The 14,550-nt window shown below is 33.1% G+C and carries 15 protein-coding genes; 3 read left to right on the forward strand and 12 right to left on the reverse strand.

Annotated features, from left to right (window positions below; genetic code table 11):
- Nucleotides 1-44 precede the first annotated feature (44 nt).
- Nucleotides 45-1,730 (reverse strand): OstA-like protein, encoded by a 1,686-nt coding sequence (locus ACHRV0_RS09615; RefSeq protein ID WP_395440702.1) that lies wholly within the window; start codon nucleotides 1,728-1,730, stop codon nucleotides 45-47.
- Nucleotides 1,731-2,105: 375 nt separating this feature from the next.
- Between ACHRV0_RS09615 and ACHRV0_RS09620 the strand changes: the two genes are divergently transcribed.
- Nucleotides 2,106-3,977 carry an alpha-amylase family glycosyl hydrolase gene (locus tag ACHRV0_RS09620; RefSeq protein ID WP_395440703.1) on the forward strand — a complete coding sequence of 624 codons (1,872 nt, stop codon included), beginning with the start codon at nucleotides 2,106-2,108 and terminating at the stop codon, nucleotides 3,975-3,977.
- 52 nt (nucleotides 3,978-4,029) lie between these two features.
- Here the strand turns inward: ACHRV0_RS09620 and ACHRV0_RS09625 are convergent, their stop codons facing one another.
- The 8 genes from ACHRV0_RS09625 to rsfS all read right to left on the reverse strand — a co-directional run bounded on the left by ACHRV0_RS09625 (nucleotide 4,030) and on the right by rsfS (nucleotide 10,781).
- On the reverse strand, nucleotides 4,030-5,088 hold the full coding sequence (locus ACHRV0_RS09625) for a glycoside hydrolase family 130 protein (RefSeq protein ID WP_395440704.1): 1,059 nt from the start codon (nucleotides 5,086-5,088) through the stop codon (nucleotides 4,030-4,032).
- Between the two features lie 65 nt (nucleotides 5,089-5,153).
- Nucleotides 5,154-5,933 (reverse strand): superoxide dismutase, encoded by a 780-nt coding sequence (locus ACHRV0_RS09630; protein ID WP_089058143.1) that lies wholly within the window; start codon nucleotides 5,931-5,933, stop codon nucleotides 5,154-5,156.
- A 9-nt stretch (nucleotides 5,934-5,942) separates the two neighbouring features.
- Nucleotides 5,943-6,212, reverse strand: coding sequence for an acyl-CoA-binding protein (locus ACHRV0_RS09635; RefSeq protein ID WP_089052316.1), 270 nt, complete (start codon nucleotides 6,210-6,212; stop codon nucleotides 5,943-5,945).
- A complete protein-coding gene (locus tag ACHRV0_RS09640; RefSeq protein WP_089052315.1) occupies nucleotides 6,213-6,866 on the reverse strand; it encodes a phosphatidylserine decarboxylase family protein in 654 nt (217 codons plus the stop codon).
- Nucleotides 6,856-7,746, reverse strand: a complete 891-nt coding sequence (locus ACHRV0_RS09645; RefSeq protein WP_129024446.1) for a phosphatidate cytidylyltransferase — start codon at nucleotides 7,744-7,746, stop codon at nucleotides 6,856-6,858. The genes ACHRV0_RS09640 and ACHRV0_RS09645 overlap by 11 nt, the downstream gene beginning before the upstream one ends.
- Nucleotide 7,747: 1 nt before the next feature.
- A complete protein-coding gene (locus tag ACHRV0_RS09650; RefSeq protein ID WP_395440705.1) occupies nucleotides 7,748-8,353 on the reverse strand; it encodes a lactate utilization protein B/C in 606 nt (201 codons plus the stop codon).
- 115 nt (nucleotides 8,354-8,468) lie between these two features.
- Nucleotides 8,469-10,394, reverse strand: a complete 1,926-nt coding sequence (gene ftsH, locus ACHRV0_RS09655) for an ATP-dependent zinc metalloprotease FtsH (protein ID WP_089052312.1) — start codon at nucleotides 10,392-10,394, stop codon at nucleotides 8,469-8,471.
- A gap of 15 nt (nucleotides 10,395-10,409) precedes the next feature.
- A complete protein-coding gene (rsfS, locus tag ACHRV0_RS09660; protein WP_026729351.1) occupies nucleotides 10,410-10,781 on the reverse strand; it encodes a ribosome silencing factor in 372 nt (123 codons plus the stop codon).
- A gap of 93 nt (nucleotides 10,782-10,874) precedes the next feature.
- On the opposite strand from rsfS, the gene ACHRV0_RS09665 reads away from it, so the two are divergent.
- Nucleotides 10,875-11,615, forward strand: a complete 741-nt coding sequence (locus tag ACHRV0_RS09665; protein ID WP_395440706.1) for a biotin--[acetyl-CoA-carboxylase] ligase — start codon at nucleotides 10,875-10,877, stop codon at nucleotides 11,613-11,615.
- 68 nt (nucleotides 11,616-11,683) lie between these two features.
- On the opposite strand, the gene ACHRV0_RS09670 is transcribed toward ACHRV0_RS09665, so the two are convergent.
- The 3 genes from ACHRV0_RS09670 to pyrE form a co-directional block, all read right to left on the reverse strand.
- Nucleotides 11,684-12,340: a hypothetical protein gene (locus ACHRV0_RS09670; RefSeq protein ID WP_395440707.1), complete on the reverse strand. Its 657-nt coding sequence runs from the start codon at nucleotides 12,338-12,340 to the stop codon at nucleotides 11,684-11,686.
- Nucleotides 12,341-12,577: 237 nt separating this feature from the next.
- Nucleotides 12,578-12,970 carry an orotate phosphoribosyltransferase gene (locus ACHRV0_RS09675; protein ID WP_089052309.1) on the reverse strand — a complete coding sequence of 131 codons (393 nt, stop codon included), beginning with the start codon at nucleotides 12,968-12,970 and terminating at the stop codon, nucleotides 12,578-12,580.
- Nucleotides 12,971-13,187: 217 nt separating this feature from the next.
- Nucleotides 13,188-13,835: an orotate phosphoribosyltransferase gene (gene pyrE, locus ACHRV0_RS09680; RefSeq protein ID WP_089052308.1), complete on the reverse strand. Its 648-nt coding sequence runs from the start codon at nucleotides 13,833-13,835 to the stop codon at nucleotides 13,188-13,190.
- Nucleotides 13,836-13,842: 7 nt separating this feature from the next.
- Between pyrE and ACHRV0_RS09685 the strand changes: the two genes are divergently transcribed.
- Nucleotides 13,843-14,451, forward strand: coding sequence for an NUDIX hydrolase (locus tag ACHRV0_RS09685; RefSeq protein WP_395440708.1), 609 nt, complete (start codon nucleotides 13,843-13,845; stop codon nucleotides 14,449-14,451).
- Nucleotides 14,452-14,550: the final 99 nt, after the last annotated feature.

Here is a 14,550-nt window from a genome sequence, read left to right on the forward strand (position 1 = left end):
TATCGAAAAGAAATGAAACTGAAAACTGTGACTGCGACTAACAACTATTTTTTAGTATTAGTGTTTGCTTTCGTAGTATTTGCTTTAGCAACAGGTTTCTTTTTGTCGTAATCTCGTGTCTCTTTCCTGACTTTCATTGGGACATTCTCTTTAGCTTCTTCGTCTTTTCCTTGCTTTATTAGTTTGTCATTCATTTCATTATCTTCGGCAGTAAAAATATCATCTTTTGATTTTATTCTTTCGTCGCCGCGCCAGACGAAACCTCGTAATTTACGCGCATTTTCAGGTAAATCTTCTTCAGGATAAATATCGCCGTCGACTCTGTTAAAGAATGTAATAGTTTCTACCGCGTTATTTTCTAGAATCAAATTAATTTTACTGCTTACATTTTTATTGATCCCAATTAATTCATTGGCGTCATTCCGCATAAAATAAACAACTTCGGTGTTTTTAATAACATCTACATCGTGAAGTTTACCTTCTCTGAATTTTCCAAATAAATTGAGTCCCTTGACTTGATTGTAGCCTGTTCCTATCGTATCCTTTGAAATAAGAAAAGTATTGTTGAGGACTTTTAAGGAATCTAGTTTTTTAGTGTTATTATCGCCAATTAAATGCATAATATCACCAGTAATCTGACTGCCGCCATTCCATAAAATTGGATTTCCAATAAGTTTGGTTAAAGCCGTTTTAGAATTAGAATGTATCGAATCACATTTACCGCTCATGTCTGTTTTGTAGAAACGTACATTTTTAAAAGCTCTTAAAATACGTTCACCTTCTTTTCCTGTAACCATTAGTTTTTGACCGTGAATATATACAGAATCATTTTCTACAAAGTTAACCGCAACAGCTCTTTTGGTCACAAACATGGAGTCTTTTAGTTTGTAAACTTCGGCATAATGACCTTTTACAATACCTCGATTTATAGAATCAGTGATTTTTACATTTCGAGTTGCCGATGCAAATTCGGTATTTCGATTATAATACAAACTATCACCTTCTATAAGTCGATCATCATATTTTATATACGATTTTCGCAGAAAATGCGCGAGGTTTTTTTTGGTATCATAAAAACCTTTTTCTGTGTAAATATAGTTGGCTTTACTAGTTATAGTCGATGGTCCAAGTAAATAAGTGTGCCCCGAATTACTGTAATAATCTAAGTGATTCGATTTTACAACATATTTTGGGTTGGTAAGAGTAACTGCAGTTAAAAACTGAAATTTTTTCTCTGCAACAAAATATTTTCCTGATTTACTGACTAACGTATTGTCTTTGTTGATGATTGTACCTTTGGTATTATAAAAAACTTCTTGAACATTTCGGTCAAAATTGATCGTATCTGTTTGTAAAGTTGCATCTGGAGAAGTCATTACAGCGTTTCCTGTTGCGAATGCTTTTTTGATGTTTCCGCTGTATTCTGCATATTTACTGTTTAGAAACAAAGTGTCACCTTGAACCAACTGTACATTTCCGAAGGCTTTTAGATAATTTTCTTTTTGAAAAAAGTAGGCTTTGTTGCAAGTAAGAACAACGCCATCATGATTTACCTTTACATTTCCTGTAAGTAAAATTCCATCAGGTACTAAAACTTGATCAACATCTAAGAAATCAGAATGCTCTATGTTAATTTTTTTTGGTGCCTGAGCAGTTTTTGAAGCTTGTGCAGAAATGAATTGTATACTTAATAGAAGCAGACAAGATATAAAAAAGAGTAATTTCTTCAAGTGATTAAATTTTTGTCAAATTTATGAAAAAGGTTACAACCTTATATTGTTATTAGCATTAATTTATAAATGTTTATTTTTAGGATTAGAGGTTCAAAGAAGCAAAGGCTCAAAGTTTGTATTTGAAACATATTTCAAGTTTTTTACCTATTTTAAATCTTTGCTTCTTTGAACCTTTGCAACTTTGAACCTTCTCCTGTAATTTATCAACAAAACGTTTAACTCTCACGTTGTAGTGATGCATTTTTGAAGTTAAAACGTGTAAATCAAAATTTGTGTTCTTTGGGTTGTAGAAAATAAACTAAATTTAGGAATTAGTTTTTGGATTAGGATTTAAGGTTCTGGTTCAAGAAAGTATGTCTTAGATTTAAAAATATGATAAAAAGTAAATTATTTGCTGTTGGAACAGCCGTAACAATTTTGTTTTCGGGCTGTAAAACAAAAGATTTAAAAATGAGTGAAGTAAAAGAAGAAAATTCAAAAGAACATAAAGTTGTAGTGTATCAGGTTTTTACCCGATTGTTTGGGAATAAAAATAAAACCAATAAACCTTGGGGAACAATTGAAGAGAATGGAGTAGGGAAGTTTAATGATTTTACTGATAAAGCACTTAACGAAATTAAAGATTTGGGAGTTACTTACATTTGGTACACTGGCGTTCCTCATCATGCTTTGGTAGGAGATTATACAGCATACGGAATTTCAAATGATGATCCCGAGGTAGTAAAAGGTCGTGCAGGATCGCCTTATGCGGTTAAGGATTATTATAATGTAAATCCAGATTTGGCAGTAAATCCAGCAAATAGATTACAGGAATTTGACAACTTAATTACTCGAACGCATAAAGCGGGTCTAAAATTGATTATTGATATTGTTCCCAATCATATTGCCAGAAAATATGAAGGAAAAAATAATCCTGAAGGAGTAAGAGATTTTGGCGCCGATGACGATACAAATGTTGAATATAAAAGAGATAACAACTTTTACTACATTCCAAAAGCACATTTTGAAATTCCTGATGGAGATATTCCGTTAAACGGAGAAAAAAATCCTATGGTTGATGGTTTTTTTGATGAAAATCCTGCAAAATGGACGGGAAATGGTTCGCGTAAAGTAAAACCAGATCAAAATGACTGGTACGAAACGGTAAAGGTTAATTATGGAATTCGTCCTGACGGCTCAAAAGATTTTCCTGAACTCCCAGCTGGATTTGATCAGAAATCATATCAAGAACATTTTGCATTTTGGCAGGATAAAGATGTTCCGGATTCGTGGAAAAAATTCAAATCAATTGCTATGTATTGGACAGCAAAAGGTGTTGACGGTTTTCGTTATGATATGGCAGAAATGGTTCCGTATGAATTTTGGAGTTATATGAACTCAGCGATCAAAATGAAAAATCCAAACGCTTTTTTATTAGCAGAAGTTTATAATCCAAATGAATATCGAAATTATATTCGTTTAGGTAAAATGGACTATTTATATGATAAAGTAGAAACTTATGATAAATTGAAAGATGTTATTCGCGGAAAATCTACTCCAGATGGATTATCAGATATTCAAAAAGGAATGTCAGATATTGAGCATCATATGCTTCACTTTTTAGACAATCATGATGAGCAGCGTTTGGCTTCGCCTGAGTTTGCTGGAACACCAGAAAGAGGAAAACCTTTAATGGTGGTTTCAACAACTTTAAGCACGTCGCCTACGATGATTTATTTTGGACAGGAAGTAGGAGAGGCTGGAAACGAAAATGCAGGTTTTGGTACTCGTTCGAGAACTTCTATTTTCGATTATATCGGAGTTCCAAATCATCAAAAATGGATGAATGATGGTAAGTTTGACGGCGGACAGCTTTCAGAATCAGAGAGAAACTTACGAGATTTTTACAAGCGCTTATTGAATTTCTCTATAAAGAGCCCAGCTTTAATGGGAAGCTTTCAGGAAATACAATCTGAAAATCGTCAAAATAATGTTGGATATGACGAATTGCTTTATTCTTACCTTCGCTGGTCAGAGAAGCAAAAGCTAATCATTATCGCTAATTTTTCTTCAGAAAAAACTAGTGAATTCGAATTGAAAATTCCCGCGGATGTCATTGCAAAATGGAATTTAAAAGAGGGGGAGTATAAACTTACAGATCAATTGTATCAGCAAAATTCTGTATTGCTAAAAGTAGAAAATGGAGTAGGCAAGGCTAGAATTAAAATTCTGCCTTCTGAATCATTTATTTTTGAGTTGCAATAATATAAAAAAAAGCTTGTTTGAAGTGATTAATTGATTCTTCAAACAAGCTTTGTTAGATATTCGTTAAAAGCGAAAGGATTTCGGTAATCGAAAATTTAGCACCGCAGACAAACTCATCTGAAGCTCCGTAATAGATTGTCAGTGTTTCTCCATCGGGATCTAAAATATGACCATTTGTAAATACAACATTTCCAAAAAAGCCGCTTAATTCGTAATTTGTTTTAGGAAACATAATTGGGTCTTCTGTTCTGGCGAGAACTTTTGTTGGGACTTCAAGATCCATTAAAAAAGCACCTAAACAATATTGATGGTTTTCATTGGCTCCATGATAAATTTCTAACCAGCCTTTTGCGGTTTTTATTGGTGCAGCACCAGCGCCAACTCTTTTGCTGTCCCAGTGCTCTTTTCTAGTTTTGATAATACAATGATGATTTCCCCAGTGAATACCATCTAGAGATGAAGCTATCCAGATATAATTGCCTCCAATGTCTACGCTGCTAGGACGGTGTAATGCGTAAAATAAGCCGTTAATTTTTTCTTCAAAAATAGCGCAGTCCTTATTGTGAGGGGGTAATATCATACCGTGTTTTTCAAATTTTTGCCAATCTACAGTAGTTCGTAAACCAACACCAACACCATTTTTTGATACAGAAGTAAAAGTCAAATAATAAACTTCATCAATCAAGACAACGCGGCAATCTTCGATTCCAAACGTTTCCAGTATGCCTTCTCCAACCAGTGATGGGGAATTTTTTGGCTCATAAAAAGTGCGACCATCTTCACTGCATAATAAGCGAAGATGTGAAAGTGTGGTTAAATAATCAGCACCTTTATAGTTTATTACTCTTGCATCTGTTGCGATTAATTCGGGATCGTCTTTTTTAATCTCAATGATTTCAATAGTCCCTTTATTTGTCAATATTGGAAAAGAGATGCTGTTTTCCATTTGTTTTGGTCGTTCAGCAACTCTTACAAGGAGCCAAATTTTATTTTGAAATTGAAATACTCCAGGATTTAAAAGGCAGGTTATTTCCAGTCCTTCTCTGCTTGGTGTTAAATCTGAAGGTGACAGCAGAGGATTTTCTTTAAAACGAACAGCTATATCTTTCATACATTGTGTATTTCTGTTGTAAATAAAAAAAAAGCTGATACAAATTTTGTATCAGCTTTTTTGTGTTATACTTTTTTTACTTTTTTCAAAGCTTCAATATAATTTTCGTTTACTTTTTCCCAGTTTATATGTTCGTAAAAAGCATCGATATAACTACCTTTTCTATTTTGATAATCCAAATAATAAGCATGTTCCCATAAGTCAATACCTAAAATTGGTGTTCCAGGAATTAATGCATTTTTCATTAATGGATTATCCTGATCTTCAGTTGTGGTGATTTGTAATTTTCCATATCTGTCAACAACAAGCCAAACCCATCCAGAACCAAATTGTTTTTCAGCTTGTCCTTTAAACTGACTGGTTAAGTTGTTAAAAGATCCAAACTCTTTATTAATAGATCCTGCTAGAGTATCTTTTGGAGTTTGTTCTTTTTGAGTTAAGATGTTGAAATAAAGAGTATGATTGTAATATCCTCCGGCATTCTGGCGAAGTTTTGCGTTGCTTAAATCTAATTTCTTTAGAATATCTGCAATTGGCATGTTTTCATACTCAGTCGACACAATTTCTTTGTTAAAATTATTTGTGTACGTTAAATAGTGTTTAGAATAATGAGTTTCTAAAGTCAATGATCTTATTGCAGGAGATAATCCGTCATATCCAAAAGGAAGTTTTGTCATTTCAAATGATCCTGGATCTGCCTTTACATCATTTGGCGATCCAATCATTATTTTTTCCTCTTTAGTAGGAAGAGGAACCTCGACAACTTCAGTTAGTTTATTATCGTTACAAGAAAATAATAGTAAAAATGAAGGCAAAATGCTGAAAAGGACAATGTTTTTCTTCATAATGTTAATTTATTTTGATGTTAATGAATTGATGATCTCGATATAACACTCTTTAGCTTCATCAACAGAAATATGACTAATCTGCATCCAGGCATTGGTTTTGAAAGCATCTCGTAAATCAAAATTTTCAGATTGATTGTACACAGCAGTTCCAAAAGTTGCTTGTTTGTAATAGGCATAAAGTCTTAGCTGCACATCTTGCGGCAGTGAGGCTTGAGTCATTTTTAGAGCAGTTTCAACAGCCTCTGAAAAACGAGTATCTAAATCTTTTTTTGTCATTTAAGCTTTTGTAGCGATAATAGTTTTTCCGCCAATTGCTTTTTGGTCCAGAACCACATTAATTGGCGTACCTAAAGGTAAAAATAAATCTACTCTCGAACCAAATTTTATAAACCCGGCATCAGTACCTTGAATAACCTGCATTCCTTCTTGAGCGTAATTTACAATTCTTCTTGCCAAAGCACCTGCGATTTGTCTGTATAATACTTGACCAAAAGTATCATTTTCGATTACCACAGTTGTTCTTTCGTTTTCTTCACTAGCTTTTGGGTGCCATGCAACCAAAAATTTACCAGGGTGGTATTTGCTGAATTTAATAATTCCGTCCATTGCGTAACGTGTAACGTGAACGTTTATTGGCGACATAAAGATAGAAACTTGTAAACGTTTGTCTTTAAAATATTCTCCTTCATAAACTTCTTCAATAACTACCACTTTTCCGTCAACAGGAGCAAGAATATGATCGCTGTTTCTAACCGCAATTCTTTTTGGGTTTCTAAAAAATTGTAAGATGATAATTAAAATCAATAATGCTGCTATTTGAACAAGCATTCTCAGCCAATTGATATCTATAAATCTATCAGCAATTACAAGTACGGCAACAGTAAAAACTGTTCCTAATAAAATAGATGGGGCTCCTTCTTTATGAAACATAATATAAAATTTGATAAAATAAAAATATAATTGGTGCTACAAATATAACACTATCTAATCGATCTAAGATACCGCCGTGTCCCGGCATGATAGAACCGCTGTCTTTTACGCCTGCAATTCTTTTAAATTTTGATTCAATCAAATCACCAATAGTGCCAAAAACACTTACAATTAAAGCGATTATAGTCCATATTAAAATAGATTTTGCGCTAAAAGCTGGATTGGGCTGAATGTATAATTTTGAAATCAAGAAACCTGCAAAAGCGGCAAATACAGCTCCGCCAAGAAATCCTTCAATTGTTTTTTTAGGCGAAACACGCTCAAAAAGTTTGTGTTTTCCCATCGATTTTCCAACTAAATAAGCGAAAGTGTCATTTGTCCAGATTAAGATGAATAAGCCAAGGATGATTTTTGGGTTATAATCATTAGTTCCAAAGGAAATTTTGACAATAAAAACAAAAGGAAGTGTAATGTAACCTAATAAATATAAGTATTTAGAAGAGATGCTTACTTTTTGAACGGAGTCGTAAAATAAGAATAGAATACATTTAATTGAAACCACAATTGTAACAGCAAGAAGCACTAGGTCTAACTGCTGTATATTGAGTTCTAAGTTTAAATTTGATTTGAATAAATTGTTTAAGTAAGCGGCCGTTTGTTTACCGTAATGGCTCACAAGTACTATGGCGCTGTAAAGCAAGGTTCCAAATAAAATTGAAAAGACTTTATTGAGATTTACTAAGTTAGAAAACTCATAAATCGTAATAACTAGAAAAATGCCAAAAAGGAGGATAAAGCTTTCAGTCGAAAACAAGATTGAAGTTAATAACAGAGCAATATAAACAGCACCAGAAATGGTTCTCTTGAGTGTTTCATTCATCTTAAAGATCTTCTAAGAGCAGTAAATATAAATTCTTGGCAACACTTCCGTATTGCGTAAAATCTTCTTCTTTTGCTTTTTCGAAATATTTTATTGTGGTAATATTAGTTGGAATATCTCTATCGTATTTACGTTTAATGGCTGTTAAACCATCACTTTTCATAGGTAGAATTTGACTTGTAGTGGCAATAATTACAATGTTTGCCGGTAACTCGTTTGGTTTGTTTTGTCTAATTTGTTTTGATGAAAATAAAATAGAACCCTCATCGGCTATAAGATTTTCACATACCGCTAAAAGAAACTTTGGTTTAGCTGGTGCAGTATAAAATAATTTATTTTCATCTAATAAATTAAATAGAGCTGGTTCGTAGCATAGTACTTCACTCTCAAACCAATCATTCTCTTCAAGGATATTTTCAAACTGTTCAGCAAGTTCTTGGTTGTTTTCGCAATACAAGAATTTTCCGCCATTTTTTTTGAAATTGAAAATGAATTGTTCGTCAAGAGACAAATGACTATTTTGGACTGGATTTCCTCCATATTCACTTTCATGTTCTTCGTCAGAAGCGGATTCACTGGACCCAAATATTTTTTTGAAAAAATTCATTTTTATATGAAATGCTTTACATGTTAATTGAAAACGTTCAAAGATAAAAAAATCTTAATTCAAAAGGCTATTTTGAATTAAGATTTTAAAAAATATTACATATTTCCTGATTAATTTACGAAACCACTTCTTCTAAATTTTTATCAAAAGTACGTTTTCCGAAAATTGCTTCTAAGTCGTCTTTAAAGATAACTTCTTTTTCTATTAAGATATCAGCAAGCTGATTTAACTTGTCTTTGTTTTCTTCAAGAATCTCAATTGCTCTTTGGTATTGACCTTCAATTAATTCTGAAATTTCTTTGTCAATAATTTTAGCAGTTTCGTCAGAATATGGTTTTGAGAAATTGTATTCACTTTGTCCGCTTGAATCATAATAAGTAACATTTCCGATTTTATCATTCAAACCGTAAATCGTTACCATAGCACGAGCTTGACGTGTTACTTTTTCTAAATCGCTTAATGCGCCAGTAGAAATTCTGTCAAAAGTTACTTTTTCAGCAGCTCTTCCTCCCATAGTAGCACACATTTCGTCCAACATTTGATCTGTTCTTACGATTTGTCTTTCTTCTGGTAAGTACCATGCCGCTCCTAAACTTTGTCCGCGAGGTACAATAGTTACCTTAATAAGTGGTGCTGCGTGTTCCAGCATCCAGCTTACAGTAGCGTGACCCGCTTCGTGAATAGCAATTGCTCTCTTTTCGTCTGGAGTGATAATTTTGTTTTTCTTTTCTAAACCACCAATAATTCTATCTACAGCATCAAGGAAATCTTGTCTGTCAACTGCAGTTTTGTTATTACGAGCTGCAATTAAAGCGGCTTCGTTACACACGTTTGCAATATCAGCACCTGAGAATCCAGGAGTTTGTTTTGCTAAGAAATCTAAATCAAGACCTTCAACTTTTTTAATTGGAGCTAAATGCACTGCAAAAATCTCTGCTCTTTCGCGAATGTCTGGTAAGTCAACAAAAATTTGTCTGTCAAAACGACCTGCACGCATTAAAGCTTTGTCAAGTACATCAGCTCTGTTGGTTGCAGCCAAAACAATCACGTTAGAGTTGGTACCAAAACCATCCATTTCAGTTAATAGTTGGTTCAGAGTATTTTCTCTTTCGTCATTTCCGCCAGACATATTGCTTTTTCCTCTTGCTCTACCAACGGCGTCAATTTCATCAATAAAGATAATAGCAGGAGATTTTTCTTTAGCTTGTTTAAATAAGTCACGTACACGTGATGCACCAACTCCAACAAACATTTCTACGAAATCAGAACCTGATAATGAGAAAAATGGAACTTGCGCTTCACCGGCAACAGCTTTAGCTAATAATGTTTTACCAGTTCCTGGAGGTCCTACAAGTAAAGCTCCTTTAGGGATTTTACCTCCTAGATTAGTGTATTTTTCAGGGTTTTTAAGGAATTCTACAATTTCTTGTATTTCTTCTTTTGCACCTTCTAAACCAGCAACATCTTTAAATGTAGTTTTGATATCTGTTTTCTCATCAAAAAGTTTAGCTTTTGATTTTCCAATGTTAAAAATTTGTCCGCCGCCGCCTCCAGCACCGCCTGACATTTTACGCATAATAAAAATCCATACACCAATAATGATGATAATTGGAAGCAGACTGATTAAAATGTCGCTCCAGTTGTTTTTTTGCAAGAAATTGAAATCTTTCAGTTTGCCTTCGCCAACTGCTTTTTCAAGTTTTGTTTGAAAGATTTGATCGTTACCAATTTCCAAAGTATAGTGTGGACCTTTGTTTGGTCTTTCAAAAATATCTTTAGAAACTTTTTTATTTGCAGCATCTTTAAGAGCTGCTTGAGTTAAGTAAACTTCGGCCTCGGCTTTGTTATAAACGATAACTTTTTCAATTTGACCTTTCTCTAATAAAGTATTGAATTTAGATGAAGTTAATTGAGCAGGTTCGCTCATACTTGATCCACCGGTTGCAAAACTTATAAATAAAAAAACTAGAAGTATTGCGGTGTATATTAACCAAGGACTTATTTTAAATTTACTCGGATTTGGATTATTATCTTTAGCCATTAGAAAAAATTTTCTTTAGTATTTGTTTTCGATTGTAGTTATTTTGGCATCACCCCAAAGACTCTCGATATTGTAGTATTCACGAATGTGCTTCTGGAAAACATGTACCACGATGTGCACATAATCCATTAGAACCCATTCTGCATTATCGGTTCCTTCTACGTGCCAAGGTTTGTCTTTTAAATCTTTAGAAACTGTTTTTTGAATTGAGTTGACAATGGCGTTAACTTGGGTATTTGAGGTTCCGTTGCAAATTACAAAATAGTCGCAAACCGCCGTATCTATATCTCTTAAGTCAAGAATATCGATGTCATTTCCTTTTACTTCTTCAATCCCTTTGATTATGTTCGCCAATAGAACATCATTATTAATAGTCTTTTTCGCCATGAATTATTTTATATGAATTTGTAAAGTTACCAAATTTTGTGATTATTTTTGATGCTTAACAAAATATTAAATTAAGTTATTTAAATTACTTAGATGAAACTAATCAAACTCGATGCCATAGATTCTACAAATGATTTCTTAAAATCATTGTCAAGTCAAGATGAACTGGAGAATTTTATGGTCGTAACTGCTGAAAATCAAACAAAAGGCAAAGGACAAATGGGAGCGAAGTGGGAGTCTGAGATAGGTAAAAACTTAATTATGAGTGTCTTGGTGAAGGATTTTGTGTTTGATTATGAACGAGTTTTTAATTTAAGCATTGTCGTTTCTTTAAGTGTTTTAGAAGTCTTAAAAGAATTAAATATTCCTGAATTATCTATAAAATGGCCAAACGACATTATGTCATATAATAAAAAAGTAGGTGGCATACTTATCGAAAATACCTTAAAAAGTGATGGCAGAATCGTGTCAGTTGTCGGATTAGGGTTGAATGTTAATCAAACTAATTATGATGAATTGCCAAATGCTTCTTCTCTTGCCGTTATTTCTGGGAATACTTTCGATAAAGAATCTTTAGTTGTTTTGATCGTTGAAAAAATGAAGCAGAAAATAGATTTATGGCAGTCATCAGCTTCATTTTTCTGGGACGATTATTTTAATTTCTTGTTTCGAAAAGGAGTTCCAATGCCTTTTAAAGACCTTAATCCAAAAACATCGGGACATAATTTCATGGGAATTATTCAAGGAGTATCTTCAGTTGGTAAATTGCAGGTTTTGTTAGAAGATGATTCCGTTTCAGAATTTGATATTAAGGAAATACAGATGCTTTACTGATAGGTGCAAAGGTTGAAAGTGGCAAAGGTGCAGAGGTTTTTTTTATTTGCTGAATCTTTATTTTGTTTTTAAACCTCTAATACTTTTGTGTTTTTTGGCGCTATTTTTCTATTCCAATGCATGATATAGATTGTTCCTAAAATAGAGGGTGCCATCCATGTAATGATATTTCCTAACCCAATTCCAGCCACTATAAAAGCTGTTATAGAGGCAATCAATGCGCCAATCATTTTGCCAATATGTTTTGACAGCCATTTTTTCTTTATTTCTGAAACGTTTTTGAAGAAAATAAAATCTTTTACAGTCATGTAAAATCCAAAAGCGCCAAAGAAAGTAAATAAAATACCATTTGCAATAGCGTTTAATTGGCAATACAATCCAATAGAAATCATTAGTACAGAAAAGAATAACATACTTCCTGAAATTAGTTTGTCTGTAAAATCAGCTTTTTGTTTGTGTTTAAAAGTTAAGGCTCGATTTCCAGAAATAACCAGATAAATGGTAAATAAGCCAATTAAGAATAAAAAAATGTTTTGATGTTTTGGCATCCAGCAGATCGGAACAGAGATAAGCGAACTAGTAATCATTCCGATAGAGAAAAGTTTCCCCATTCTTTTGTGTAATACACCGCCTTTTTTAACGATGATACTTCCAATTCCAGTAATTAGCCCAATTCCGCCAAAAAAAGCGTGAATGTAAATTAAGATCTTAATAGTTGATTCCATTTTGTGGTTTGTTAGTTTTGATGGATCAAACTTCGGGCAATAATTTATTTTGTAATAATTTATTGTACTGAACTGTATTTTTTTGAGGATGAAATGTTTTTTTTTGGAAGGTTCTGAGGCTCTGAGTAACTATCCCGAGGCTTCGGGACTGAGGTTTTAAATTGATATGACAAAAAAAAGTCCAATCATTTCGATTGGACTTTTCATTTATAATTCACAATTAATAATTCACCATTATTAAAGTTTCGTCATATTTGTTGCTAAAGTTTCAATAAACTTGCTGATAGGTCCTTTGATCATCATTCCCATCATGGCGTTAAATTCACCATCAAATACTAATTGAACAGCGCTTTCTGAATCAGAAACACTGTCAATATTTGAAACTAAAGTAAACGGAAGTTTATCGCTTGCAGCGCCCAAAACAATTTTGTTTGGAGCTGTTTTTTCTTTCATTTTAAGTTTGATTTCCGGCATACCTTTCAATCCAAAAATAAAAGCGTCTTCACCAATTACTTCAAATTTAGCAATATTATCAGGCATTAATTTTTCGAAATTCTTAACATCAGTCAATAAATCAAATAGATCCTGAGCTGATTTCTGAACTGTAACTTTTGGACTTTCTAAGTTCATATTTTTTTTGTTTTGTTATTTGTTTTTTACTGCAAATGTTTTTTTACCGCAAAGGACACAAGGTTTTTTATGTTACTTTGACTTTATTTAAGTTCGCAAAGCTGGAATTAAAAAAAGAGCGGAGCGATTTTTTAGAAAATCTAAAATCTAAAATCTAAAATCTAAAATCTAAAATCTAAAATCTAAAATCTAAAATCTAAAATCTAAAATCTAAAATCTATTCAGGTTGTCCCCAAGTTGATGGACTTTCGTTCCATTCAAGCAAAGTCGATTGTTGATCTTCGGTAATATATTGTTTTTGAACAGCTAAATCAAGCAGGTTTTCATAATTGCTTAATGTATACAAATCGATATTAGCGTTTTTGAAATTTTCTTCGGCAACATTAAAGCCGTAAGTAAAAATCGCTGCCATACCTTTAATGTTTGCACCTTCATTGCGTAAAGCTTCAACAGCCATTAGACTGCTGTTTCCGGTACTAATTAAATCTTCAACAACAACAACATTTTGTCCTTTTTGTAAAAAACCTTCAACTTGATTTTGTCTTCCGTGCTTTTTTGCTTCTGGACGCACATATACAAACGGCAGTCCAAGACTTTCAGCAACCAGAATACCAACTCCAATCGCTCCAGTAGCAACACCGGCAATTACGTCAGGTTTTCCAAATTGTTTTTCAATGTTTTTCGCAAACTCATCACGAACGTAATTTCGGATGCTTGGAAATGAAAGAATTAACCTATTATCGCAGTAAATAGGAGATTTCCAACCAGAAGCCCATGTAAAAGGATTTTCGGGATTCAATTTAATTGCATTTATTTGCAAAAGCAATTCGGCTGTTTTTTCGGCAGTATCTTTATTAAAAATCATAGTACAAATGTATAAAGTTTTTGTGAACGACAAACCACTTTTTTTGACAAATGAAATCTCAAGAGAGACCGATTTTCAATTATTCTTGTTAGAGAGTATTGATATTGAGCAGCTTATTGTCAAAATGTTTCAAAATAAAATTCAAAAGGCTTATTTGTATCATCCTGACGAAAAGGAGATTATGAAGACTCTTAAAGCCAAAATCCCTGTAAATAAAGCGGGAGGCGGTTTTGTTTACAATAAAAAAGGAGAGGTTTTATTTATCTTCAGAAACGGAAAATGGGACTTGCCAAAAGGCGGTATCGAGAAAGGCGAGGAGATCGAAGCAACCGCAATGCGCGAAGTTGAAGAAGAAACCGGCGTAAACCAACTTCGAATAACAAATAAACTGCAAAAGACGTATCATATTTTTAAACGCAACGGAAAATATAAACTCAAAGTTACGCATTGGTTCGAAATGCATTCTGATTTTGAAGGCATTCCGCAAGGTCAGCTTGAAGAAGGAATCGAAAAAGTGGCGTGGCTGAATCCTGAGCAAATCAAAGAAGCTTTAAAAAACTCTTACGAGAATATTAAATTATTATTTGAAGAAGAGAAGAAGGTTAAAACAGATTAAAATTTGTTTTTCATATATAAGACTTTTTTTTTGTAGTAATAAGCTGAATATTAGAGTATAGAAATTAAATTTAATTTGTATTTTCGTTTACATGTAAAT

The sequence above is a fragment of the Flavobacterium sp. FlaQc-30 genome, assembly GCF_044005885.1.
Lineage (GTDB): Bacteria > Bacteroidota > Bacteroidia > Flavobacteriales > Flavobacteriaceae > Flavobacterium.

Coding starts and splice junctions, on each gene's coding strand:
- ACHRV0_RS09620 (WP_395440703.1), top strand. CDS start 2,106: ATGATAAAAAGTAAATTATTTGCTGTTGGAACAGCCGTAACAATTTTG.
- ACHRV0_RS09625 (WP_395440704.1), bottom strand. CDS start 5,088: ATGAAAGATATAGCTGTTCGTTTTAAAGAAAATCCTCTGCTGTCACCT.
- ACHRV0_RS09630 (WP_089058143.1), bottom strand. CDS start 5,933: ATGAAGAAAAACATTGTCCTTTTCAGCATTTTGCCTTCATTTTTACTA.
- ACHRV0_RS09635 (WP_089052316.1), bottom strand. CDS start 6,212: ATGACAAAAAAAGATTTAGATACTCGTTTTTCAGAGGCTGTTGAAACT.
- ACHRV0_RS09640 (WP_089052315.1), bottom strand. CDS start 6,866: ATGTTTCATAAAGAAGGAGCCCCATCTATTTTATTAGGAACAGTTTTT.
- ACHRV0_RS09645 (WP_129024446.1), bottom strand. CDS start 7,746: ATGAATGAAACACTCAAGAGAACCATTTCTGGTGCTGTTTATATTGCT.
- ACHRV0_RS09650 (WP_395440705.1), bottom strand. CDS start 8,353: ATGAATTTTTTCAAAAAAATATTTGGGTCCAGTGAATCCGCTTCTGAC.
- ftsH (WP_089052312.1), bottom strand. CDS start 10,394: ATGGCTAAAGATAATAATCCAAATCCGAGTAAATTTAAAATAAGTCCT.
- rsfS (WP_026729351.1), bottom strand. CDS start 10,781: ATGGCGAAAAAGACTATTAATAATGATGTTCTATTGGCGAACATAATC.
- ACHRV0_RS09665 (WP_395440706.1), top strand. CDS start 10,875: ATGAAACTAATCAAACTCGATGCCATAGATTCTACAAATGATTTCTTA.
- ACHRV0_RS09670 (WP_395440707.1), bottom strand. CDS start 12,340: ATGGAATCAACTATTAAGATCTTAATTTACATTCACGCTTTTTTTGGC.
- ACHRV0_RS09675 (WP_089052309.1), bottom strand. CDS start 12,970: ATGAACTTAGAAAGTCCAAAAGTTACAGTTCAGAAATCAGCTCAGGAT.
- pyrE (WP_089052308.1), bottom strand. CDS start 13,835: ATGATTTTTAATAAAGATACTGCCGAAAAAACAGCCGAATTGCTTTTG.
- ACHRV0_RS09685 (WP_395440708.1), top strand. CDS start 13,843: ATGTATAAAGTTTTTGTGAACGACAAACCACTTTTTTTGACAAATGAA.